This is a genomic window from Mesorhizobium sp. P2_C4 (assembly GCF_056404575.1).
In genome coordinates this window covers 230,095-252,915 of the sequence record NZ_JBFUDT010000001.1, presented here as the reverse complement: position 1 = coordinate 252,915, position 22,821 = coordinate 230,095, and the positions used below count along the sequence as shown (strand labels likewise).

Genomic DNA, 22,821 nt, shown 5'->3' with positions numbered 1-22,821 from the left:
CAGGATCGGCTAATGCGGTCCTGATTTGTGCGTCGGTGCGCGACGTTTGAGATTGGCAAAGGCCGAGGTGACGGCCAATCTCCCCCCGTGTGGGGGAGATGTCCGGTAGGACAGAGGGGGGCGCTGTCCCGCCGGCATCTCAATCGAATACAACTGTGCCTTCACACTGTTTTGCGCGGTCGCAGGGCGCGAGGTTGGCGATCCTTCGCGCCCCCCTCTGCCCTGCCGGGCGTTCGTCGTTCGAAAAGCCAAGCAGTTGGCTTTTCGTCCGCTTCGCGGACCACTCCTCAACCCCCACAAGGGGGGAGATCGGCAGCTTCTGCTACTCAACCAGATCAATCGTCTCCGTCGTCTTCTCCACGCAGATGAAGCAGCAATTGTCGCACGGCTGATCATTGTCCGGGCCGACGCCGGCGGAGATGCTGTCGTTGCCGTTGACCCAGGCGCCGTAGCAGATGTTCTCACCCGGATTGCAGGAGATCGGCACCGATTTCTGCGAGCCGGGCTCGATCATGAACACCTGGTCGTCGCCCGGCCACACCGTCTTGCGGTCATGGCTGAACAGCTCGACCGCCACCGATTGCTGCCGCAGGTTCTTCACGAAGAAGGCCATGTCGGCGGCGTGGGCGGAGGTGGTGAGGAGAAGGGCGGCGAGTGCGAGGCGAATCATGATGGCGGGTTCCCTGAGGGGTAGAGTAAAGCACGGGCGGAGGAGCACGTAATCTCCCCCTCGAGGGGGAGATCAGCGCGTCACTTCGACATGCGGCGCCAGCCGCTGGATCTCCGCGATGATGTCGGCGCCGCTCATGTCGAGCGAGGACACCTCCATGTGCACGGTGTTCTGGCCGAACGGCAGCATCAGGTTGAGCGCGTTGGCCAGCGCGTATTTGATCTCGTCGGGCGGCGCCTCGGCCAATTCGAAATTGACCATCCCCGACCCCTTGCCGGAGGTGAGGCGCACGCTCTGCACCTTGTCCCAGGGCACCAGCACGTCGCCGAGGCGACGGTCGCGAAAGCCCTTTTCGTCGAGCACTACCTTGACCGAAGTGTCGAAGGCGCCGCGCGCGAGGAAATAGCCGAACCCGAGGAAGCCAAGCGCCAGCAGCGCCACCAGCAGCACCCGGCCGCCATCGGCGCCGGTGACCAGCCCCTTGAGCGTGTAGAAGCCGAAGATCGCCGCGAACAAAAGCGCCCCGAAGGCGGAAGACATCTTGCCGGTGGGACTGTTGCGGAGTTCGACAGGGGCGGACATGCGCTCACCGAGCGGGCTTCAGCAAGGTCCAGATCCAGCCGATGAAGGTCAGCACCAGGAACGGATAGCCGGCGGCTGGCAAGGGCGAGGAGGTCGGCAGCAAGGGAGCGCCCCAGAGGATTTTGCCCACGGACACGGCAAACAGAAGGGCGGCAACGAGGCCGGTGAGACGCATCCACAGAGCGAAGGTTTTGGGCGCGCTGATCAGGACCAGGGCTGCCGCCCACAGCGAGATACCGCCGGCATAGGCGGGAACGCTGGCCTCGAGGCCTGCCGCATTGCCGGCCAAAAGCAGGCTCTCGCCGGCGACGAAGGTGAGGAAGCCGGCGGCGACGCAGTCATTGCCCTGCCGCTGATACTTCGTCGTCAGCAGGGCGGCTGCCACCACGAGTGCTGTGCCATCGATCGCCCACAGCGTTTCGCGCAGTTCCGCACCCGCCACGAAAGTGCCGGCAAGGCCAAAAGCGCCGCCGATGGCGAGGCCGATCGCGGCAACGATATCCAGATTTGAGCGCATCGAAACCTCCCCTAAGCCGGGCTCAAGGATAGTTCAGGATGGGAGGTTCGCCAAGCGGCGCGCGATGGAGAGGCCGCCCGGCCGTCGCAAAGCAAGAAAGCCCGCTTGGCCCAGGGCACCAGCACGTCTCCACGGCGACGGTCGCGGAAACCGTTGGCGTCGAGCACCACCTGGACCGATGTGTCGCGGATGCCGCGCGCCATGAACAGGCCGATCCCGAGACAGCAAAGCGCCAGCACCGCCATCAAAAGCACCACCCGGCCGCTGGTGATCGACGATGGTGAAAGCCCCTGCAGCATGAAGAAACCGAACAGCCCGGCGAGCAGAAACGGCGCCAGCGCCGGGAAGAGCTTTCCGGTGGTGCTGTTGCGGATTTCGACCGGGGCGGACATGGGGAGGGGAGTGAAGCGGAATGCGGGGGAGGTGTCGAGAGAGCGGAAGGGCGGCCCACAACGAGGCTGGCCGACTGAGGAAAACTTGGTCGCGACCAGACCGTATTGGGATCGTGGCTGAACAACTCGACCGCCACTGCCTGCTGCCATTTTCTCGGCGTGAACGGGCGATTAACTCGGAACCGGCGACACTGCAACACGTTGTGATTCGCCTTAGTGACGAAATTGGATCAGAGTGTTCCTGTTTTGTTCCCTGTGACTCGAAAGGCACGCACAAGGAGAATGTGACTGAATCGTGTCGAGGGTGTATGCGAATCACAGTGGACAGTTCACTCTGAATAAAAACTAAAGCAACAAAGGGAGAAAGATTATGAGGGTGAAGATAGAGAGAATCCGCTCGGGCAGCCACCCAAGCGAAGTTCTGGTTTCTGTCCACACAGTCGATGGCGACGAGCATCTAGTCGTGCATGAACGGTCTGTAGCAGATGGGATGCTGGAAATAGGTTACCCGATTAATTCCCGCGACTCGGAACATTTGGTTGAGCTCCCCCGTGAAACTGTGAACGGTGCTTGGAGAGTTTGGGTTCCGTCTAATTCGGTGCTATAGCTCCCGCTAAATAGTTAGGGGGCGGGAAATGATTCTAACAGACCGTGAAATCCAGATCGCCATAGATAGTGGCGCTATAGTTGTTGATCCCGCCCCTTCCGACGTCGCTTATAGCTCTACAAGTCTCGACCTGACCCTGGATAAGACTCTTACAGGTTTTAAGAAGGTAACAGCTGGCCTAAACCTCTGCATAGATCCTTCGATAAAGGGATTTGATCATGAAAAAGTCTTATCCGACACAACTGAGCAATTCGAAATGCATCCTGATAGAGGATTCGATTTTGAACCGGGCCAGCTAATTCTCGCGTGGACTCGAGAGTTCGTAGAATTGAAATCTCACTCTAGAATCGCCGCACGAGTTGAGGGCAAAAGTTCGATGGCCCGACTCGGAATCGGGGTGCACCTGACAGCACCAACTATCCATGCTGGTTTCTCCGGGCAGATCCGTTTGGAAATGGTCAATCACAACACCATTCCGGTTAAGCTCAAGCCAGGCATGCGCATTTGCCAGCTCATCTTCGAGATGACTGTGGGAACTCCCGTACGTGGCTATAAGGGCAGGTTTGCGGGGCAGACTGCGACCGAACGGAAGGGCTAAACGGCCAATAGGACCGAGGAATTCTTTGGAACGGTCAGTTTCCAGTTCGCAGGCCGGCTTAGTGGTGACGGCTCAGGTGCTAGAATAGCCGCCAGCTTGCCAGCAAAGCACACTACGCCCGATCAGGTCACAGCACTGCCGCAACCCCCGGGGTGGGACCCGCTGCCTGCGGCAGCTCCCACCCGGACTTGCGCTCGCATCGACCCACCGGGTCGATGCGTCCGGCCCAAAGGGCCGGACCGCTTAGTCCCCCATCTTAAGCGCCTGGATAAACGCCTCCTGCGGGATATCCACCTTGCCGAACTGCCGCATCCGCTTCTTGCCCTCTTTCTGCTTGTCCAGCAGCTTGCGCTTGCGGCTCACGTCGCCGCCGTAGCATTTGGCGGTGACATCCTTGCGCAGCGCCGAGATGGTCTCGCGGGCGATGACCTTGCCGCCGATGGCAGCCTGGATCGGGATCTTGAACAGATGGTGCGGGATCAGCTCCTTCAGCTTCTCGCACATCTGGCGGCCGCGCTTTTCCGCCGCCGTGCGGTGGACCAGCATCGACAGCGCGTCGACCGGCTCCTCATTGACCAGGATCGACATCTTCACCAGGTCGCCTTCCTTGTAGTCGGTCAGATGATAGTCGAAGGAGGCGTAGCCCTTGGAGATCGATTTCAGCCGGTCATAGAAGTCGAAGACGACTTCGTTGAGCGGCAGATCGTAGGTCAGCATGGCGCGCTTGCCGACATAGGACAGGTCGGCCTGGACGCCGCGCCGGTCCTGGCAGAGCTTCAGGATGCCGCCGAGATAGTCGTCGGGCGTCAAAATGGTGGCGCGGATCCACGGCTCCTCGATGGCCGAAATCTTGACCACGTCGGGCATGTCGGCGGGGTTGTGCAGTTCCTTCATCGAGCCGTCGGTCAACAGCAGCCGGTAGACGACTGAGGGGGCGGTGGCGATGAGGTCGAGGTTGAACTCGCGCTCCAGCCGCTCCTGGATGATTTCGAGATGCAACAGGCCAAGGAAGCCGCAGCGATAGCCGAAGCCGAGCGCCGCACTGGTTTCCATTTCGTAGGAGAAGCTGGCGTCGTTGAGGCGCAGTTTGCCGACGGCGGCGCGCAGGTCCTCGAAATCGGCGGCGTCGACCGGGAACAGGCCGCAGAACACCACCGGCTGCGCCGGCTTGAAGCCGGGCAGCGCCTTTGCCGTCTGGCGCCTGTCCTCGGTGATGGTGTCGCCGACGCGCGTGTCGGCCACTTCCTTGATCGAGCCGGTGAAGAAACCGAACTCGCCGGGGCCGAGCTCGTCGACATTGATGCGGGCGGGCGTGAAGACGCCGGTGCGCTCGACCAAGTATTTGGCGCCAGTGCCCATCATGCGGATGGTCTGGCCCTTCTTCAGCACGCCGTCGATGATGCGCACCAGCACGATGACGCCGAGATAGGCGTCATACCAGCTGTCGACCAGCATGGCCTTCAGCGGGGCAGTCGCGTCGCCTTCGCGCGGCGGCGGCAGCTGGTGGACGATGGCTTCCAGCACATCGGGAATGCCAAGGCCTGTCTTGGCCGAGATCAGCACGGCGTTGGAGGCGTCGATGCCGATGACTTCCTCGACCTGCTCGCGGATGCGCTCGGGCTCGGCGGCCGGCAGGTCGACCTTGTTCAGCACCACGACGATCTCGTGGTTGTTGTCGATGGCCTGGTAGACATTGGCCAGCGTCTGCGCCTCGACGCCCTGCGAGGCGTCGACCACCAGCAGCGAGCCCTCGCAGGCGGCGAGCGAGCGCGATACTTCATAGGCGAAGTCGACATGGCCGGGTGTGTCGATGAGGTTGAGGATATAGTCCTCGCCATTGTTGGCGCGGTATTTCAGCCGCACTGTCTGCGCCTTGATGGTGATGCCGCGCTCGCGCTCGATGTCCATCGAGTCCAGCACCTGCTCCTTCATATCGCGCAGCTCCAGCCCGCCGGTGGACTGGATCAGCCGGTCGGCAAGCGTGGATTTGCCATGGTCGATATGGGCGACGATGGAGAAATTGCGGATGTGGTCGAGGGGCGTGCTCATGTCGCGCGCTTTAGCAGGGGCGGGTTGCAGGGGCAAGCGGGGCGGGGAATGGGCGGCGATCCTTCGCGCCCCCCTCTGTCCTGCCGGACATCTCCCCCACGAGGGGGGAGATTGGAGCTTCGCCGATGGCGCCCACCCTGAAATGTGAGATCGGTGATGACGTCCCTGGAATTGGCGAGGCGGCGATGCAGCCAATCTCCCCCCGTGTGGGGGAGATGTCCGGCAGGACAGAGGGGGGCGCTGTCCCTCCGGCCTACCACCGCAATCACAAACCAGTGAACGATGTAACGAAGCCTCCACCGCCAGCGAAGTGTGGAATGAACCCCGCCGCAGGAGACCCCCAATGTCTGGATCGAAAACCAACCGCAGCGCGCTGCTGGCCGCCCTGATGGCGCTTGCCGCGACGGGTGCGGCTGCCGCCCAGCCGCTCACCGTGGTCGAATTGTTCACCAGCCAGGGCTGCTCGTCCTGCCCGCCGGCCAATGCCAATCTGATCAAGGTCAAGGACCAGCCGGGCGTGCTGGCGCTGTCGTTCAACGTCACCTACTGGGACTATCTCGGCTGGAAGGACACCTTCGGCAAACAGGAATTCACTCAGCGCCAGGTCAGCTACGAGCCGGCGCTCGGCCGCTCCGGCCCGTTCACGCCGCAAGTGGTGGTCAATGGCGATGCCGATGCGGTGGGTGCTGCACCGGGCGAAATCGAGCAGCTGATTTCCTCGAGCGGCCGCGCCAAGGGACCCTCGCTGTCGCTTGACGGCGGCAAGATCAGCATCGGCGCTGGTGCTGCGCCCGGCGGCAAGGCCGATGTCTGGCTGGTGCAGTACAAGCAGGGCGTCGTCGAGGTGCCGGTGGCGCGCGGCGAAAACACCGGGCGCACGCTGCCGCATGCCAATGTCGTGCATGCGCTGCAAAGGCTCGGCAGCTGGAGCGGCGATGCCACCACGCTGCCGCTGCCCGCCGCGTCCGGTGGGCTCAGCACCGCGGTGCTGGTGCAGACGCCGGGTGGCGGACCGATCCTCGCCGCCGCCACCAATTGATTTCACGTTTTGCGCAACGCCGCTTGAGCGGCGCCGCACTGTCGGCCGCATCCGCGCGCCATCAACCCAAGGAGACTTCCATGACCAATTCTCGCCTGACGCTGCCGGCCCTTGCCCTGGCGCTGTGCTCGACGGCGCTGTTTGCCGGCGGCATCGCCCGCGCCGAAGATGCGATGAAGCCGGCCACGCCGATCACCACCGACGCGATGAAGCCGGCCACGGACGCCATGAAACCGGCGACCGATGCCATGAAACCCGCCACGGATGCGATGAAGCCCGTCGATCCGATGGCGACCAATGCGATGAAGCCGGCGACGGATGCGATGAAACCGGCCACTGACGCCATGAAGCCCGCGGACGCGATGGCGCCCGCGCAATAAGTGCTTAGGCCGGGGCCTGGCCACCCGGTGGCCGGGCCCAGCGCACGGCAATTTGAGAAACCAGGCGGGACGATCTGTCGTATAGTCTTCGCCACCATCAAGGAGATCAGACATGACCGGCATTGCAAAGACGAGATCGCCGAGCTTCGCCAAGGGCGCGCTCGCCGCCCTCATCCTGGCGGCGGCAGGTGCTGCCTTCTGGCAGAGCCCGGCCGTCTCGGCCGAGGACGCGGTGGTGATCCCGCCGCCGGCGATGGACGAAAAGGCAGCCAGCGGCACCGAAACGGCAATCTTCGCCGGCGGCTGTTTCTGGGGCGTGCAAGGCGTGTTCCAGCACGTCAAGGGCGTGACCAAAGCGGTCTCGGGCTATACTGGCGGCGACAAGGACACCGCCATCTACGAGACCGTCGGCAGCGGCCGCACCGGGCACGCCGAATCCGTCGAGATCACCTATGAGCCGTCCAAGGTTACCTATGGCCAGCTCTTGCAGGTGTATTTCTCGGTGGCGCACAATCCGACGCAGTTGAATTATCAGGGCCCCGACAGCGGCACCCAGTACCGCTCGACGATCTTTGCCGAAAGCGACGCGCAAAAGAAGATCGCGCAGAGCTACATCGCCCAGCTCGACCAGGCCAAGGTGTTTGCCGAGCCGATCGTCACCACGCTGGAGACCGGCAAGACCTTCTACCCCGCCGAGAACTATCACCAGGATTTTCTAACGCTGAACCCGACCTATCCCTACATCGTCTACAACGACCTGCCCAAGGTGGCGAATTTGAAGAAACTGTTCCCGGCGCTGTACAGCGACAAGCCGGTGCTGGTGCTGGCGGCGAGCAACTGAGGTTTGGCTCAGCGCTGGGGGTTGGAAGAGGAGCGAGGGCAGCGATGCCCTCCCTCCCTTCGTCATCCTAGGGCGGAGCAAGGAGCGTAGCGACGCAGCGCAGACCCTAGGATCCATGCCGTGACCGTGGTGCAGTGCTCCGGCGGTGCAAGAAACCGAGCGCCTACCAACCGGTTCCGCGAAAGAGTTCGAACCACTCCGGATTGGCCCTTTCGATCGCCTCGATCTTCCACTGTCGCGGCCATCGCTTCAGCGACTTCTCGCGCTGAATGGCGTCGGTAATGTCGAGATACTCCTCGTACCAGACCAGCCGTTGCACGCCGTAGCGGCTGGTGAACCCGGCGCCCTGGCCGGCCTTGTGTTCCGGCATGCGGCGGCCAAGATCGTTGGTGACGCCGATGTAGATCGTACCGCGCTTCTGGCTTGCGGTCATATAGACGTAGCCGGTCATGGTTTCAGGGTAGCGAGCGTCGGTGTGCGCGGACAAGCGTCATTCTGATCCGTTGCATTCTACGACCACCGTCACGGCATGGATCCTAGGGTCTGCGCTGCGTCGCTTCGCTCCTTGCTTCGCCCTAGGATGACGAAGGGATAGGATGCGCCGCGCTGACCGCCGACGCGCTCTCCCTCCTCACCCCCTCAATCATACGTCAGATCCGTCGCCTTCCCGCCAAACACGCGGTAGGCATAGAACGAATAGAAGATGATGACCGGCAGCACGACGACCGTGCCGGCGAGGATGATGGCCAGGCTTTCGGGCGCCAAAGCGGCCTGCCAGATGGTCAGCTTGTCGGGCACCACGAACGGGTAGAACGACCACGCCAGCCCGGCAAAGCCGAGCGTAAAAATGGCGGCGAGCGTCAGGAACGGCGTCAGCGCGTGGCGGTCGTCGGGCTTGGGCAGATGAAAAGTCTGCCGCCACAACCAGGCGAACAGCAGCGCCGAGAGGATCGGCAGCGGCGACAGATAGAGCATTTGCGGCCAGACGAACCATTTGGCGAAGATGCGCGGGCTGGCGAAGGGGGTCGCCAGCGACACCGCGGCCATGCCGAGCGCGGCCAGCACCAGCGCGGTGCGCAACCACAGCACTGCCTTCTTCTGCAACTCGCCCTCGGTCTTGTAGATCAGCCACGCCGCGCCCATTGCCGCATAGGCGGCGGCAAGGCAGAACGCCACCAGCGCGCCAAAAGCCATGCCGCCCAAGCCGACATCGAGGCCGAGCACATAGACGCCGAGCATATAGCCTTGCGCCAGCGAGGCGATGATCGAGCCGAGGAAGAAAATGCGGTTCCAGCGCTGCTTCTTGCCGGCCGGCACCTTGGCGCGGAAATCGAAGGCGACGCCGCGCAGGATCAGCCCGACCAAAAGCACGAAGACCGGAATGTAGAGCGCCGTGAGGATGGTGCCATGCGCCATCGGGAAGGCGACCAGCAGCAGGCCGACGGCCAGCACCAGCCAGGTCTCGTTGGCATCCCAGAACGGACCGATGGCGGCGATCATCGTGTCCTGCTCGGCGTCCTCGGCGGCGGCAAAGAGAATGCCGATGCCGAGATCAAAACCGTCGAGGATGACGTAGATCAGGATGGCAAGGCCCATCAGGCCGGCGAAAATGAGGGGGAGCGCGATTGGCCAGTCGATTGTCATTTTTTTCTCCTCACTCACCAGCCGCCGGTTGCGACAATGCTGCGCTCCTGACACCCGGTAGCGGCGAGGCGTCGCCGTCCTTCGCCGCCTTCAGCGCCAGGTGCACCAGCACGCCGAGATAGGCAATCAGCAGCAGCACGTAGAGGATCAGATAGACGGCAAGCGTGAAGGCGACATGGCTGCCGGCGACCGGGCCGACGGCGTCGGCGGTCTTCAAGACGCCTGTCACCAGCCAGGGCTGGCGGCCGATCTCGGTGGTGTACCAGCCGGCCAGCGTCGCCAACCAGCCGGACAGCGCCATCGGCACCATGAGCAGCGCCAGCGGCTTCGGCAGGCTGTGGCGGCGCTTGAGGAAGAAGGCGGCCGACCACGAGACGATGAGCATCAAAATGCCGGTGCCGACCATGATGCGAAAGCCCCAGAACACCGGGAACACCGGCGGATGGAGACCGGGATAGTCGTTGAGCCCCGGCACGACGCCGCTGGCCGAGTGCCGCAGTACCAGGCTGGCGCCGTCGTGGATGGCGATCTCGAATTTGTTCTCTTTCGTCGCCTCGTCGGGAATGGCGAACAGCACCAGCGGCACGTTGGGCCCGGTGTTCCAGTTGGCCTCCATGGCGGCGACCTTCTGCGGCTGGTGTTCCAGCGTGTTGAGGCCGTGCTGGTCGCCGGCAAAGATCTGGATCGGGATCAGGATGGCGGCGGTGAAGACGCCGGTGCGCAGCGCCTTCCACATCGATTCCGAACGGTCGCCAGTGAGATAGCGCAGCGCCGACAGGCCGGCGATCAGGAACGACACTGTCAGGCCGGAGGCAAGCAGCATGTGGACCAGCCGGTAGGGCATGGACGGGTTGAAGACGATCGCCCACCAGTCGACGGCGTGGGCCACGCCATCGCGCATCTCGAAGCCGGCCGGCGTCTGCATCCACGAGTTCAGCGCGATGATCCAGAAGGCCGAGACGGTGGTGCCGCCGGCGACCAGCACGGTTGCCAGCGTGTGGACGCGGTTGGAGACGCGGCGGAAGCCGAACAGCATGATGCCGAGGAAGGCCGCCTCAAGGAAAAAGGCGGTGAGGATCTCGTAGGCGAGCAGCGGCCCGGCGATGTTGCCGACGGTCTGCATGTAGCCCGGCCAGTTGGTGCCGAACTGGAAGCTCATGGTGACGCCGGTGACCACGCCCATGGCAAAGGACAGCGCAAACACTTTTACCCAGGTGAAATAGGCCCGCATCCAGGCGCTGTCGCCTGTCGCGTTGTAGCGCAGCTTGAAGAACAGCAGCACCCAGCCAAGCGCAATGGTAATCGTCGGAAACAGGATGTGGAACGAGATGTTCGCGCCGAACTGGATGCGCGACAGGATGAGCGGGTCCATGGCGGGCTCCGGCTGCTTCTTATGCCCTCGAGAATAGGCGTGAAACGAGGCCCGGTCAAAGCGGCGTGGCGTCACGCGGGGCGCGTTGTCGCAGCACTTTGGGCGAAAGCGTCAGCACCCCGGATGAGCGGCATGGGGGGAACGATTGTCTACATTTGTCAGGAGCGGCATTGACTTCCAGCCGCGCGCACCGACATTCAGCGCAATAATAATCCCCCGCCTCTTTCAAGCAGTTGTTTTCCTGCCATGCCATCGATCATTTCCATTTCCGGGGTCACCAAGACCTATGCCACCGGTTTCACCGCGCTGAAGGAGATCAACCTCGACATCGAGCGCGGCGAGATCTTTGCGCTGCTCGGGCCGAACGGCGCCGGCAAGACGACGCTGATCTCGATTGTCTGCGGCATCGTCAACCGCTCGTCGGGCACCGTCACGGTGGACGGCCATGACATCGGCAAGGACTATCGCGCCGCGCGCAGCCTGATCGGGCTGGTGCCGCAGGAACTGACCATCGACGCCTTCGAGAGCGTCTGGGCGACGGTCAATTACAGCCGCGGCCTGTTCGGCAAGCCGGCTAACCATGCCTTCGTCGAGAAGGTGCTGCGCGACCTGTCGCTGTGGGACAAGAAGGATGCCAAGGCGATCACCCTGTCGGGTGGCATGAAACGCCGGCTGATGATTGCCAAGGCGCTGTCGCACGAGCCGCGCGTGCTCTTTCTCGACGAGCCGACCGCCGGCGTCGACGTCGAATTGCGCCAGGACATGTGGGCGATGGTGCGCCGGCTGCGCGAGGACGGCGTCACCATCATCCTGACCACGCACTATATCGAAGAGGCCGAGGCGATGGCCGACCGCGTGGGCGTCATCAACCGCGGCGAGATCATCCTGGTCGAAGACAAGGCCGAACTGATGCGCAAGCTTGGCCGCAAGCGGCTGGTGCTGGAGCTGCGCAGCCCGCTCGCCGCCATCCCGGAGATTTTCTCACACTATGCGCTGGAGCTGTCGCCGGATGGCGGACAACTGACCTACACCTATGACAACCAGGCCGAGCGGCCAGGCGTCGCCTCGCTGATCCGCGACCTCGAGGCATCAGGCATCCAGTTCCGCGATATCGACACGCAAAACAGTTCGCTCGAGGAGATCTTCGTCAATCTGGTGAGGAAAGACGCATGAACCTTCGCGCAGTTTGGGCAATCTACCGGATGGAGATGGCGCGCGCCTTGCGCACCGTGCTGCAGAGCATCGTCTCGCCGGTCATTTCGACATCGCTCTATTTCGTCGTCTTCGGCTCGGCTATCGGTTCGCGCATCACCGAGATCGACGGCATCAGCTACGGCGCCTTCATCGTGCCGGGGCTGATCATGCTGTCGCTACTGACGCAGTCGATCTCCAACGCCTCCTTCGCCATCTATTTCCCGAAGTTCGTCGGCTCGATCTATGAATTGCTGTCGGCGCCGGTGTCCTACCTCGAAATCGTCATCGCCTATGTCGGCGGTGCGGCGACCAAATCGATCATCCTCGGGCTGATCATCCTGGCAACGGCGTCGCTGTTCGTGCCGCTCACCATACTGCATCCGTTATGGATGCTCGCCTTCCTGGTGCTGACGGCGGTGACCTTCAGCCTGTTCGGCTTCATCATTGGCATCTGGGCGAAAAGCTTCGAGCAGCTGCAGCTGGTGCCGCTGTTGATCATCACGCCGCTGACCTTCCTTGGCGGCAGTTTTTATTCGATCAACATGCTGCCCGGCGTCTGGCGCACGGTGACGCTGTTCAACCCGGTGGTCTATTTGATCAGCGGGTTCCGCTGGAGTTTTTATGGCAAGTCCGACGTCTCGGTCGGCATGAGCCTGGGCATGACCGTCGTCTTCCTGCTGGCCTGCATCGCGATCGTCGCCTGGATCTTCCGGACAGGTTATCGGCTGCGCAACTGACGCGGCTTCGCAGAGCCTTAGATCGCCTTGACCAGCCGCAGCAGCCCCAGCATCTCGACATAGGTCCCCTTGCGGAAGGCGATGTAGACCGGCTCCTCGACGCCGTGGAAGCGGCGCTTGAAGGCGGCCTGGCCCTGCAGGTTGAACCTGCGGCGGTTGATCCATGGCGACGCATAGGCGCGCTGGAACGTATTGCGCCAGAAATCGCTTTCGACAAATCCGCTCGGCTCGATGTCGAGCATCGGCGACAGGCCAAGGGTGACGACCGAGATGCCCTCTTCGCGAAAACGGTCGACGGCGAATTTGGTCAGGCCGATCTCGGCATGCGGTGAGGCGTCGATATGCTTGCGCTTGAAGGCGGTGGTATAGCCGATGACCTTGCCGTCGCGAAACAGCGGATCGAAGTCGAGCAAGGCGACAAGTTCGCCCTCGGGACCGTGCAGGACGAAGCGGCGCATGTCGACGCCAAGATGATCGGCGAAGGGGCGATTGAGAAAGCCCATCTCCCAGCGCTTGACGATGCGGTCGCCGCGCCAATTCTCGGAAAGCCGGGCGATCTCATCGAGGAAAATGGTCCGCTTGTCCTCGGCAAAGGAGAAGCCCTTTTTCAACAGCCAGCGTTCGGAATAACGGACGGTCTCGTTGCGCTTTCCGGAAAAATCGTGATCAGGCAGGACAAGCCTGGTGTCGATACCGAGGCGGTTGACCTGATAGCCGAGCCCTGCAAGCACGCGCGCCGTCTCCGCGCCGATCTGCACGAACCAGGGGCCACCGGCGGCTTCGACGAAACGCTTGATGTAGTCGGGCCGGTCGGCTGAGTGAGCCACCGGGTCGCCGAGGGCGAAGTGGTGCTTCATCTTGGTGCCGAAGGCGATGTAGCCATCGGCATCGCCGAAATAGGACAGTTTTTGTTGCGCGGCGGTCGAATAGGCGAGCGAAAAATCGCCGTGCCGGCGAACCAGTGCCAGGCGCTCGACATGGCTCAGCTCCTGGCGCGCAACCTTGGGCGCGGCGCCGTCAAGCAGTCGGTCGAAATAGATGCGCAACGAGGGCATGGTCGAGCTTTCGCGTGCCGTGGGGTATGGAGGCCAGCCCAGGGCCTCGAATCAGTCGTATTGACGCGACCTGATTATCGATCATATCGCGCAAGTGCCATATAGGGCGCGCTCGGCACCCTGCGGCGCCCATGGAAGGGAATCTCGACGGAATGGCGGCAACGACAACCGAACCGGTCATCGTCATCGGCGCCGGTGCGGCCGGGCTGGCTGCGGCCGATGCACTGGGCCGGCTTGGCGTGCCTGCCGTCGTGCTGGAGAAAGAGATGCGGCTCGCCGAACCGTGGCGGCGGCGGCACGAGCGGCTGCATCTGAACACGCACCGCGCGCTGTCGGCGCTGCCGGGGCTTGCCTATCCGCCGCGCACCGCCGCCTTTCCGCACAAGGATATCATCGTTGGCCATCTCGAGGCCTTTGCCCGCGAGCGCGGCCTTGCAGTCGAGTTCGGCGTAGCGGTCGAAGGGATCGCGCGCGATGGTGGACGCTGGCTGGTGCATACCAGCACGGGCACGCGCGCCGCCGCGCATGTGATCGTCGCCACCGGCCGCGACCGCTTGCCGTGGATGCCCGACTGGCCAGGGAGCGGATCTTTCCAGGGCAAACTCATCCACGCCGCCGACTTCGGCACGGCGGACGACTATTCAGGCAAAAGCGTGCTGGTGATCGGCGCCGGAAATTCCGGCTTCGACGTGCTCAATCATCTCTCAGGCGTCGACACCAAACATGCCTGGCTGTCGGCAAGGCACGGCCCGTCGCTGCTGCCGAAACGGATCGGCAAGGTTGCGGTCCATCGCTTCGCCGGCTTCATGGCGCAACTGCCGACGCCCATCGTCGATAGGATGATCTCGGCGACGCAGCGCCTCGTCTTCGGCGATCTCGCCCGCTTCGGCCTGCCGCCGGCGCCAAAGGGCGGCGCCAGCCGGCTCGGCACCGAGCAGATCGCCATTGCCGTCGATGACGGCGCCGTCGCCGCGCTCAAGGCCGGTCGCATCAGCGTGGTGGCGCCGGTGGCAAGCTTCGATGGCGCGGCTGTCCGGTTGAGTGACGGCACGATGCTCGAACCGGATGTGGTGATCGCCGCGACCGGCTATCGCACCGGGCTAGAAACCATGGTCGGCGAGCTTGGCGTGCTCGACCAAAAGGGGGTGCCGAAAGCCAATGGCGGCACGCCGAGCGGCCAGCCCGGCCTGTGGTTCATCGGCATGCGGCCGAGCCTGACCAGCTATTTCCACAGCGCCGGCCTGCAGGCCCGCGATATTGCGAGGCAGATCGCCAGGGGATCGTAGCGGCGCCTCGGACCTTCGTCATCCACGGGCGAAGCAGCCGCGCAGCGGCGTCGCGAAGACCCGAGGATCCATTCCGTGACATTGGTCTTAGAGTGCAGCGGAGCAGACCCTGCACTGCAGCGTAGTTCAGAAGTCGCGGCATGGATCCTCGGGTCTGCGCTGCGTCGCTACGCTCCTTGCTCCGCCCGTGGATGACGAAGGGATGGGCGCTTCAGCCAATCGCCAAGGTCCAGCTAATCGCCAAGGCGCGCTCTTGACCTCATTCCTTGCCTTGTTATATAACTTGTTATGGTTATGCAGTGAGCCCACCATGGAAGACATCATTCGATCTCTTGGCTACCTCACCCTGGGCAGCCGGCTGAAGCGCATCGGCGAGCAATTGCAGGCTGATGCGCAGCGCCTGCTCGATCGCCTGGAGGTACCGGTGCAGTCGAGCCAATACCCTCTGCTGGCCGCGCTCGACAGGCTGGGGCCGCTGCCCGTCGGCGAACTGGCGCAATCTCTGGGGATCACGCAGCCGGGCGTGACGCGAAGCGTGTCGCTGCTGGCCGATCTGGGACTGGTCGAAGTGATCCAGTCGGACGGTGACCAGCGGCGCAGGATGGTCTCGCTGACGAAGAAGGGTGAGCGCCTGGTCGATACTGGCAAGCGAGATGTGTGGCCGCGCATCGAGAACGCCGTCGCGGATCTGTGCAAGGACCTTTCGGGGCCGCTTCTCGATCAGTTGGCCGCCATCGAGGACGGGTTGGCTGCTTCCTCGCTCGATCGCCGTGTGGAAAAAGCGCAATGAGGCACGTGCTTGATCGCCCTGTCTGGAGCGCGCTGGACACAAAACATCAGGCCTTCGCGCAAGGCGGCGCCCTTGCCCGGCGCTATCCCTCGTCGATCGTTCCTTTTGCGGCCAGCGCCGCTGACGACGCCGAAAGCCTGCAGGCGCTTCAGGCGCTCGTAGCCGCAGGCGAGAGCATCATCATGCTGCAGGCGGACGCCATCGCGCTTCCCGCGGGACTGGCCGCGATCTCGACCGCCTCCGGCGTCCAGATGGTTCTCGAGGCGCCCTTGCAAGCTGTGTCGGACGAGCGCGTGCAGCAGCTGACGCAGGACGACGCGGCCGAGATGCTCGCTTTGGCCTCGCTGACCAAGCCCGGCCCGTTCTCGCTCAAGGCACTCAGCCTCGGCGATTTCTGGGGGGTGAAGATCGATGGCAGACTGGCGGCAATGGCCGGCGAGCGCATGAAGCAGCCCGGCTATACCGAACTCAGCGGCGTGTGCTCGCATCCGGATGTTCGCGGCGGTGGCCTAGGCCGGCTGCTATCCGTGTTTGTGGCCAATCAGATCGCGGCGCGCGGTGAGGTTCCGTATCTTCACGCCTATGCCACCAACGCCGCGGCCATACGCCTCTACGAGTCCATCGGCTTCAGCTTGCGCAGCCCGATGCATGTGGCCGTCGTTCAGCGCGCAGGATAGGCGCAAACCGCCAACTTCGGGCCTCAGGCCGATTTCGGCTCAAGCCGCCGGAAACCGACGGCTTCCATCAGCATCTCTTCTTCGACCATGCCGGCATTGTGCAAAGCGAGCAAGGTGAGCGCGATCTCGCGCGCCTCGGCCGAATCGGGATGCGCTTCGCGCCGCTTGCAGGCTTCATCGAACACGCGCTGCAGCCGGGCGATGTCGGCAGGTTTGAGCAGGCCACGGTCATAAACGGATTTTGTCATGGCAGTCTCCTAGTATTGACCTAGGGCGCGACGTTTAAATTGCCAATCTTTCCCGAGGCTTGAATGGATTTCAGGGCGAAGGAGAGATGCGGATCCGTGCCGCCTGATCGTTCCGGACCGCGATCTTGCCTCTGCCCGGCTTTGCGATGACGACGACAGGCGGCCAATTTCCGGCCCGATTTCCGCCCCCGCTTGACCGCGACCAGCGGTTCGGAAACAAGGATTGCGACACCCGCGACAAGGGTCATGGTCAAGGAGCAGAAATTGAGTTTTTCGGGATTGCTGCAGCTCGGCTTTTCAACGGTGATTTTTCTGCTTGCGGCGACGGCGGCGAAGCAATGGGGGCTGGCGCCGAGCCTCGGCAAGATCGTGCTGACGCTGGCGCTCTATTCGCTGGGCAATCTGATCATGCTGCGGCTGATCCGCGAATTCGGCATGTCGGTGTCGTTCAGCCTGTCGGCTGTCATCCAACTGGTGTCGGTCAATGTGGTGGCGCTGGTCTTCTTCGGCGAGCGCGTCAACGCGCTGCAGGCGGCCGGCATCGTGCTGGCGATCGCCGCGGTGGCGCTGATCACACTCGGGCCCTATCTGCAGGGGCGGATGTAACGGGGCGAATTGCCGATGAAGAACGCCACGAACGCCCTGCTTAACTGGATCGAATTCCCGGTGCTGCTGGCCGGGCTGGTCATCGCTGGCGGGCTGTGGGGGTTCGAGGAGCTGATGGAGATGGCGCGCGCCACCACGCCGCACGCTTTCGACACCGAAATCCTGCTCGCCTTCCGTCAGCCGGGTCAACCGGGACTCCCGATCGGTCCGCCCTGGCTGGAAGGCGCGATGCGCGACATCACAAGCCTCGGCAGCGCCAGCGTGCTGGTGCTGATCGTAACGGCGGTGATCGTCTATCTCTTGCTGATCCGCCGGCCGGCAACGGCGCTGCTGATCTTCGTGGCGGTGGCCGGTGGCCAGGTGCTGTCCAGCCTGCTGAAGGCCGGCATCGACCGGCCGCGGCCGGAACTGGTCTCGCATCTCGTCGACGAGACGTCGCTGTCCTTTCCGAGCGGCCACGCCATGCTGTCGGCGGTGACCTACCTGACGCTCGGTGCACTGGCGGCACGCTTCCTGCCCGGACGAACGACGAAGATCTATGTGCTGGGCCTCGCGATGCTGACGACCCTGCTGGTCGGCATCAGCCGCATCTATCTCGGTGTCCACTGGCCATCGGACGTACTGGCCGGCTGGTGTGCCGGCTTCACCTGGGCGATGCTGTGCTGGCTCGCCGCCCGGGCGTTGCAGCGCTGGCACGGGCAGCCCGACGGCGGCTGACGCCTCGCAAGACCGGGCCTTGAGCCAACCCGTGTCCGCACGTGCAGCGTCAGATCATCCTGTTGATCACGTGCCCGCAGCCCGCGAGCAGGAAAATCGTCGACAGCACACAGGCCGATGTCATCAAAGCCTTCAAGAGTCTCAACGGCTTATCCCCTCAATGTTGTCGATGAAACGGGATCGCCGTCGATTTTTTGCAAACGACGACAATGCGGTAGGCTAGCATGAATGTCATACGCACCACCATCGCGCCGACAAGAGCAAAGCCCATGTTTCACATATGCATACTGATGGTTGAAACATCATCATGATTGTATTATGCATTGATCCCGCAGACTCAGACGGGGGTTTTGGCCGATGATCACTGCCGCGCAGATGCGCGCCGCGAGGGCGCTGGCCGGCATCGATCAGAAGACGCTCGCCGAGCGCGCCGGAGTTTCGCTTCCAACCATCCAGCGCATGGAAGCGAGCGACGGCGTGGTCAGGGGCGTGGTCGATACGCTGATGAAGGTCATCCAGGCTCTCGACGAGGCCGGGGTGGAACTGATCGGCGAGAACCAGACCAGCGAGCGCGGTGGCAGGGGCGTGCGCCTCAAGCCGGTCGCGCAGCCCTAAAGCCTCTCCAACCTGAGCCGGCACAGATAAAGTCGCGACGCGACCGCCGACATTGCTGCCGACGATCCCGCCGCCTTCACGGAGCGGAAGGCACATTCATGGACCATCAGGCAAGCCGCCATCCGGCACGGCCGACATTTTCCGAATTGTTCACGCCAAAGCTGGTGACGGTCTGGCGCGAGGGCTACCACCTGCCGCAGTTCAAGGCCGACTTCATGGCCGGGCTGACCGTCGCCATCGTGGCGCTGCCGCTGTCGATGGCGATCGCGATCGCCTCGGGGGTGACGCCGGAGCGCGGCCTGTTCACCGCCATCGTCGGCGGCTTCATCGTCTCGGCGCTCGGCGGCAGCCGCTTCCAGATCGGTGGCCCGGCCGGCGCCTTCATCGTGCTGGTGGCGGCGACGGTGCAGCGCGAAGGCTTCGACGGGCTGCTGCTGGCAACAATGATGTCCGGCGTCTTCCTGCTCGCCATCGGCTATCTCCGGCTCGGCACCTACATCAAGTTCATTCCCTATCCGGTGACGGTCGGCTTCACCGCCGGCATCTCGATCATCATCTTTTCCGGCCAGATCGTCGAACTGTTCGGGCTGAAACTGGCGGGCAAGGAGCCCGGGCCACTGGTGCCGAAGCTGATGGCGATCGGTGACGCCGCCGGCACGTTCAACATCTCCGCGACGCTGGTGGCGGTGCTGACCATCGCCACCATTGTCGCAGTGAAACGCTGGCGGCCCGGCTGGCCGGGCATGCTGATCGCCGTCGGGCTGGCCTCGCTGGTGGTGGCGCTGCTGGCACTGCCGGCGGAAACGATCGGCACGCGCTATGGCGGCATTCCGCGCAGCCTGCCGTTTCCGGCGCTGCCGGCGTTCAGCCCCGACAAGGTGGTCGCGGTGTTGCCGGACGCCATTTCCTTTACCCTGCTCGGCGCCATAGAATCTTTGCTGTCGGCCGTGGTTGCCGACGGCATGACCGGGCGGCGGCACCGCTCCAATTGCGAGCTGGTGGCGCAAGGTTTCGCCAACATCGCCTCCGCGCTGTTCGGCGGCATCTGCACCACCGGCACCATCGCCCGCACCGCCACCAATGTGCGGGCCGGCGCGCACGGACCGGTTTCGGGCATGCTGCATTCACTGTTCCTGCTGGTCTTCATGCTGGTAGCCGCACCGCTGGCCAGCTACATCCCGCTTGCCGCCCTTGCCGGGGTGCTGGCCGTGGTCTGCTGGAACATGTTCGAAAAACAGGCTTTCGCCACGTTGCTGCGCGCCTCGCGCGGCGACGCGCTGGTGCTGATGGCGACCTTCCTGATCGTCGTCTTCCGCGACCTGACCGAAGGCATCGTCGTCGGCTTCGTGCTTGGCTCGATCCTGTTCATCGACCGCATGGCCAAGTCAATTGCGGTGGAGGCGGATCTGCCGCTGGTGCAGGAAGATGTCGCCGACAGCCCTAGTGCCTATGATGCCGGCGAGTCGAGCGACGCCGACACCGTCGTCTACCGCATCTCGGGCGCGTTCTTCTTCGGCGCGGCCTCCACCGTCGGCACCGTGCTCGACCGCATCGCCGACCAGCGCAAGAACTTCATCCTCGATTGCTCGGCCGTGCCATTCTTCGATTCGACGGCGGCCAATGTCATCGAGGGCGCCGCCCACAAGGCAAAGCGCGCCGGCGTGCGCTTCATCATCTCAGGCGCCTCACCGCAGATACGGCGCACGCTGATCAACCACGGCGTCAAGCGCCCACTGGTGACCTACGCCGCCTCGATCCGGGATGCGCGGGCGCAGCTCAACGGAAAACTGGAGACGCTGTAGCAATGGTTGCCGACCGGTGACCGCTTTGGCGGCACAGATTGTCCGCCGGGTTGAACGTCAACTTTTGACCACAACAGACATTCAAAGAGGCGTTCGCGAATGACCGTTTGGGGTCAAAATCAGTCATTCGGGATTGTCCGGTTCTGAGTTGTGAAAACCAATCGAGAGCGATAACCGTGTCCCGGGCTGCCTCATCGCAGCCATCTCCTTGTGGACTGTTCTGTGCGCTCTCTCCGCAATGCTTTTGGGAAAGGCTCGGGATGAGACTTGCAATGTTGGTCGCGTTGGCCGCGACATTGGCTGGATGCGTGACCTCTCCGGTCGACTATGAAGCGTCGCTTTCGCAGCAAGATCCGAAATGGCTGTCGCCGGAATGCCAGCAAGCGCGCATGGCGGCTTCGACCTATGAAGCGCGCGAAAAAGAGCACCCGGGATGGGGCTTCGGCGTCATGCTTGGCCCGTACTCACTGGGGCTCGTGGCAGCCATCAAGGAGCATGAGCAGAAGCAGAGGAAATTGTTTTCCCGCGAGGTGCATCTGCAGTGCTCAAGTCTGCCGCTGCCAAAGGATTTGCAGGGCGACACAAGCCTCCAGGACGCGATCGCAAATCGGACAAGGTATCCATAAACAGCATGGCCACCTCAGCCGGTCGAGGCGGCGGTGAACACCGCCAGTTGCGCCTCGAAAGCCCGTTTGTAGGCAGGCCGCGCTTCGCCGCGGGCGATATAGGCGGAGAGGGTTGGATAGTCCTCCAGTATGCCTGATGTGCGCAATCTAAGCAGCACCGTCACCATCAGCAGGTCGCCGGCGCTGAACACCGCCTCGAGCCAGTCGGCATCGCCAAGCCGGTTGGAGAGTTCGTCCAGCCGCTGACGGACGCGTGCGTCGAGCATGGGCATGCGCTCCGCGTACCAGGGCTTGTCGCGCTCCACGATCATGGGCATTGTCCGTTCCAGGATCGGCGGCTCGATCGTGCTGAGCGCGGCAAACATCCATGTGATCGCGCGCGCCCGGGCATTCGCATCGTCCGGCAGCAGGCCCGCATGGCGCTGCGCGATATGGAACACGATGGCGCCTGACTCGAACAGAGCGAGATCGCCTTCCTCATAGGTCGGTATCTGCCCGAAAGGATGCAGCGCGCGATGCGCCGGCTCCTTCATCTCGCTGAACGAAACAAGCCTGACGTCGTAGGGTTGGCCCACTTCTTCGAGCGCCCAGCGAACACGCATGTCGCGTGACAGTCCCTTGCCGCGGTCGGGTGAGCGTTCAAAAGCTGTGATCGTTGGGGTCATTGGAGCTCCGGGTGGTTGGTCAGGTGTCCAGTTGTTTTGATGTGCATCCTAAGGACGAACGACCAATGTGACTCCCGACACCCTACCTCGTTTTCTTGGCCACGGGATTTCGCGGTCCGAACCTTCTGCGCGCTCCCTGTATCCGGCGCGGATCATTCGCCACGCAACTGTGATTTGCAGTTGCCTGGCTGGAAGTCTCAGTGTGGATCTCACGACTTCTCGGGCAAGAAGGCGGTGGCGATGCAGGCGAAACATCTTGTCGCTCTGGCAGGCCTGTTCGCCCTTTGCATGGCGCAGCCGGCTGCGGCCGCCGGCCAGACGCCCGATAGGGTGAGCATTCCGGGCGGCGGCAAGAATGAGCCGGCGACACTGGAGGCAATGTTCTTCAAGCCGCAAGGCCAGGGGCCATTTCCGGCAATCGTTGCCATGCATGGCTGCAGCGGCCTGTGGAGCAGCAAGAACGCGACGCAACTCAGCCCGCGCCATGCCGATTGGGGCCGGCGGCTGGCTGCTCTCGGTTACATCGTGATCTTTCCCGACAGCTATGGCTCACGCGGGCTCGGCGCCCAATGCAAGAACGACGACCGGCAGGTCGAACCGTATCGCGAGCGGGTGGAGGATGCCAACGCCGCGCGCCGCTATCTGCAAACGCTGCCCTATGTCAAACCGGACGCCATCGCCTTGCTCGGCTGGTCGAATGGCGGCTCGACCGTTCTGTACACGGTCCGTCCGAAGGACAAGCCGAAGGCCGATACACCGGACTTTCGCGCGGCGGTGGCTTTCTATCCGGGTTGCACGGCGCAGGCCGGGAAGGGCGATTGGGCGACACGTGTGCCGCTTCTTATTGTGATGGGCGACGCGGATGACTGGACCCCGGCCACGCCGTGCAGGAAGCTGGCGGCCGCCAATCCAGACAGCGTGAAGCTCATCCTCTATCCCGGCGCCTATCATGATTTCGACAATGCTGCGCAGAAACTTCACGAGCTCAAGGGGTTGGCCTTCACGGCCAATGGCGACGGCATTGCGCACGCAGGGCTGAACCCGGCCGCCCGTGCGGCGGCGCTTGAGGACGTGCCCGCTTTCCTCGCCGTGTTGAAGCAGTAGGCGGCTTC

26 protein-coding genes are annotated in these 22,821 nt (G+C 63.3%); 15 read left to right on the top strand and 11 right to left on the bottom strand.

What is annotated here, in order from left to right; genetic code table 11:
- Nucleotides 1-322 precede the first annotated feature (322 nt).
- The 4 genes from AC1DX6_RS01345 to AC1DX6_RS01330 all read right to left on the bottom strand — a co-directional run bounded on the left by AC1DX6_RS01345 (nucleotide 323) and on the right by AC1DX6_RS01330 (nucleotide 2,161).
- Complete coding sequence (locus tag AC1DX6_RS01345; protein ID WP_477310478.1) at nucleotides 323-670, bottom strand: hypothetical protein; 348 nt, start codon at nucleotides 668-670, stop codon at nucleotides 323-325.
- 72 nt (nucleotides 671-742) lie between these two features.
- Nucleotides 743-1,252 (bottom strand): hypothetical protein, encoded by a 510-nt coding sequence (locus AC1DX6_RS01340; protein WP_477310476.1) that lies wholly within the window; start codon nucleotides 1,250-1,252, stop codon nucleotides 743-745.
- Between the two features lie 4 nt (nucleotides 1,253-1,256).
- A complete protein-coding gene (locus tag AC1DX6_RS01335) occupies nucleotides 1,257-1,769 on the bottom strand; it encodes a hypothetical protein (protein ID WP_477310474.1) in 513 nt (170 codons plus the stop codon).
- An 11-nt stretch (nucleotides 1,770-1,780) separates the two neighbouring features.
- A complete protein-coding gene (locus tag AC1DX6_RS01330; protein ID WP_477310472.1) occupies nucleotides 1,781-2,161 on the bottom strand; it encodes a hypothetical protein in 381 nt (126 codons plus the stop codon).
- Between the two features lie 635 nt (nucleotides 2,162-2,796).
- Here AC1DX6_RS01330 and dcd point away from each other — a divergent pair.
- On the top strand, nucleotides 2,797-3,366 hold the full coding sequence (gene dcd / locus AC1DX6_RS01325; RefSeq protein ID WP_477310470.1) for a dCTP deaminase: 570 nt from the start codon (nucleotides 2,797-2,799) through the stop codon (nucleotides 3,364-3,366).
- A gap of 243 nt (nucleotides 3,367-3,609) precedes the next feature.
- On the opposite strand, the gene lepA is transcribed toward dcd, so the two are convergent.
- Nucleotides 3,610-5,415: a translation elongation factor 4 gene (gene lepA / locus AC1DX6_RS01320; RefSeq protein ID WP_477310468.1), complete on the bottom strand. Its 1,806-nt coding sequence runs from the start codon at nucleotides 5,413-5,415 to the stop codon at nucleotides 3,610-3,612.
- Between the two features lie 343 nt (nucleotides 5,416-5,758).
- On the opposite strand from lepA, the gene AC1DX6_RS01315 reads away from it, so the two are divergent.
- The 3 genes from AC1DX6_RS01315 (at nucleotide 5,759) to msrA (ending at nucleotide 7,675) form a co-directional block, all read left to right on the top strand.
- Nucleotides 5,759-6,454, top strand: coding sequence for a DUF1223 domain-containing protein (locus tag AC1DX6_RS01315; RefSeq protein ID WP_477310466.1), 696 nt, complete (start codon nucleotides 5,759-5,761; stop codon nucleotides 6,452-6,454).
- Nucleotides 6,455-6,534: 80 nt separating this feature from the next.
- A complete protein-coding gene (locus tag AC1DX6_RS01310; protein WP_477310464.1) occupies nucleotides 6,535-6,834 on the top strand; it encodes a hypothetical protein in 300 nt (99 codons plus the stop codon).
- Nucleotides 6,835-6,946: 112 nt separating this feature from the next.
- Nucleotides 6,947-7,675: a peptide-methionine (S)-S-oxide reductase MsrA gene (gene msrA / locus AC1DX6_RS01305; protein ID WP_477310462.1), complete on the top strand. Its 729-nt coding sequence runs from the start codon at nucleotides 6,947-6,949 to the stop codon at nucleotides 7,673-7,675.
- A 163-nt stretch (nucleotides 7,676-7,838) separates the two neighbouring features.
- On the opposite strand, the gene AC1DX6_RS01300 is transcribed toward msrA, so the two are convergent.
- From AC1DX6_RS01300 to AC1DX6_RS01290, 3 genes are all read right to left on the bottom strand, one after another.
- Nucleotides 7,839-8,126, bottom strand: coding sequence for a GIY-YIG nuclease family protein (locus AC1DX6_RS01300; RefSeq protein ID WP_477311873.1), 288 nt, complete (start codon nucleotides 8,124-8,126; stop codon nucleotides 7,839-7,841).
- 188 nt (nucleotides 8,127-8,314) lie between these two features.
- Nucleotides 8,315-9,319, bottom strand: a complete 1,005-nt coding sequence (locus AC1DX6_RS01295) for a cytochrome d ubiquinol oxidase subunit II (protein ID WP_477310460.1) — start codon at nucleotides 9,317-9,319, stop codon at nucleotides 8,315-8,317.
- Nucleotides 9,320-9,329: 10 nt separating this feature from the next.
- On the bottom strand, nucleotides 9,330-10,691 hold the full coding sequence (locus tag AC1DX6_RS01290; protein WP_477310458.1) for a cytochrome ubiquinol oxidase subunit I: 1,362 nt from the start codon (nucleotides 10,689-10,691) through the stop codon (nucleotides 9,330-9,332).
- Nucleotides 10,692-10,937: 246 nt separating this feature from the next.
- Between AC1DX6_RS01290 and AC1DX6_RS01285 the strand changes: the two genes are divergently transcribed.
- Together AC1DX6_RS01285 and AC1DX6_RS01280 are read left to right on the top strand one after the other, a co-directional pair.
- Entirely contained in the window at nucleotides 10,938-11,864 is a 927-nt protein-coding gene (locus AC1DX6_RS01285) for an ABC transporter ATP-binding protein (protein WP_477310456.1), read from the top strand.
- Nucleotides 11,861-12,622, top strand: a complete 762-nt coding sequence (locus AC1DX6_RS01280) for an ABC transporter permease (protein WP_477310454.1) — start codon at nucleotides 11,861-11,863, stop codon at nucleotides 12,620-12,622. The genes AC1DX6_RS01285 and AC1DX6_RS01280 overlap by 4 nt, the downstream gene beginning before the upstream one ends.
- A 17-nt stretch (nucleotides 12,623-12,639) precedes the next feature.
- Here AC1DX6_RS01280 and AC1DX6_RS01275 read toward each other — a convergent pair whose 3' ends face one another.
- Nucleotides 12,640-13,677 carry a phosphatidylglycerol lysyltransferase domain-containing protein gene (locus AC1DX6_RS01275; protein ID WP_477310452.1) on the bottom strand — a complete coding sequence of 346 codons (1,038 nt, stop codon included), beginning with the start codon at nucleotides 13,675-13,677 and terminating at the stop codon, nucleotides 12,640-12,642.
- A 152-nt stretch (nucleotides 13,678-13,829) separates the two neighbouring features.
- Here AC1DX6_RS01275 and AC1DX6_RS01270 point away from each other — a divergent pair, with 152 nt between their 5' ends.
- The 3 genes from AC1DX6_RS01270 to AC1DX6_RS01260 all read left to right on the top strand — a co-directional run bounded on the left by AC1DX6_RS01270 (nucleotide 13,830) and on the right by AC1DX6_RS01260 (nucleotide 16,430).
- Nucleotides 13,830-14,963: a flavin-containing monooxygenase gene (locus tag AC1DX6_RS01270; RefSeq protein ID WP_477310450.1), complete on the top strand. Its 1,134-nt coding sequence runs from the start codon at nucleotides 13,830-13,832 to the stop codon at nucleotides 14,961-14,963.
- 310 nt (nucleotides 14,964-15,273) lie between these two features.
- Nucleotides 15,274-15,753, top strand: a complete 480-nt coding sequence (locus AC1DX6_RS01265) for a MarR family winged helix-turn-helix transcriptional regulator (RefSeq protein ID WP_477310448.1) — start codon at nucleotides 15,274-15,276, stop codon at nucleotides 15,751-15,753.
- A complete protein-coding gene (locus tag AC1DX6_RS01260) occupies nucleotides 15,750-16,430 on the top strand; it encodes a GNAT family N-acetyltransferase (RefSeq protein ID WP_477310446.1) in 681 nt (226 codons plus the stop codon). The genes AC1DX6_RS01265 and AC1DX6_RS01260 overlap by 4 nt, the downstream gene beginning before the upstream one ends.
- A gap of 23 nt (nucleotides 16,431-16,453) precedes the next feature.
- On the opposite strand, the gene AC1DX6_RS01255 is transcribed toward AC1DX6_RS01260, so the two are convergent.
- Entirely contained in the window at nucleotides 16,454-16,678 is a 225-nt protein-coding gene (locus AC1DX6_RS01255; RefSeq protein ID WP_477310444.1) for a hypothetical protein, read from the bottom strand.
- Between the two features lie 264 nt (nucleotides 16,679-16,942).
- On the opposite strand from AC1DX6_RS01255, the gene AC1DX6_RS01250 reads away from it, so the two are divergent.
- The 5 genes from AC1DX6_RS01250 to AC1DX6_RS01230 all read left to right on the top strand — a co-directional run bounded on the left by AC1DX6_RS01250 (nucleotide 16,943) and on the right by AC1DX6_RS01230 (nucleotide 21,044).
- Complete coding sequence (locus AC1DX6_RS01250) at nucleotides 16,943-17,284, top strand: hypothetical protein (RefSeq protein WP_477310442.1); 342 nt, start codon at nucleotides 16,943-16,945, stop codon at nucleotides 17,282-17,284.
- A gap of 15 nt (nucleotides 17,285-17,299) precedes the next feature.
- Nucleotides 17,300-18,001, top strand: coding sequence for a phosphatase PAP2 family protein (locus tag AC1DX6_RS01245; RefSeq protein WP_477310440.1), 702 nt, complete (start codon nucleotides 17,300-17,302; stop codon nucleotides 17,999-18,001).
- 357 nt (nucleotides 18,002-18,358) lie between these two features.
- Nucleotides 18,359-18,616, top strand: a complete 258-nt coding sequence (locus tag AC1DX6_RS01240) for a helix-turn-helix domain-containing protein (protein ID WP_477310438.1) — start codon at nucleotides 18,359-18,361, stop codon at nucleotides 18,614-18,616.
- A 98-nt stretch (nucleotides 18,617-18,714) separates the two neighbouring features.
- Entirely contained in the window at nucleotides 18,715-20,418 is a 1,704-nt protein-coding gene (locus tag AC1DX6_RS01235) for a SulP family inorganic anion transporter (RefSeq protein WP_477310436.1), read from the top strand.
- Between the two features lie 260 nt (nucleotides 20,419-20,678).
- Nucleotides 20,679-21,044, top strand: a complete 366-nt coding sequence (locus AC1DX6_RS01230; RefSeq protein ID WP_477310434.1) for a hypothetical protein — start codon at nucleotides 20,679-20,681, stop codon at nucleotides 21,042-21,044.
- A gap of 14 nt (nucleotides 21,045-21,058) precedes the next feature.
- On the opposite strand, the gene AC1DX6_RS01225 is transcribed toward AC1DX6_RS01230, so the two are convergent.
- Nucleotides 21,059-21,709, bottom strand: a complete 651-nt coding sequence (locus AC1DX6_RS01225; RefSeq protein ID WP_477310432.1) for a glutathione S-transferase family protein — start codon at nucleotides 21,707-21,709, stop codon at nucleotides 21,059-21,061.
- Nucleotides 21,710-21,949: 240 nt separating this feature from the next.
- On the opposite strand from AC1DX6_RS01225, the gene AC1DX6_RS01220 reads away from it, so the two are divergent.
- Complete coding sequence (locus AC1DX6_RS01220) at nucleotides 21,950-22,813, top strand: dienelactone hydrolase family protein (RefSeq protein WP_477310430.1); 864 nt, start codon at nucleotides 21,950-21,952, stop codon at nucleotides 22,811-22,813.
- Nucleotides 22,814-22,821: the final 8 nt, after the last annotated feature.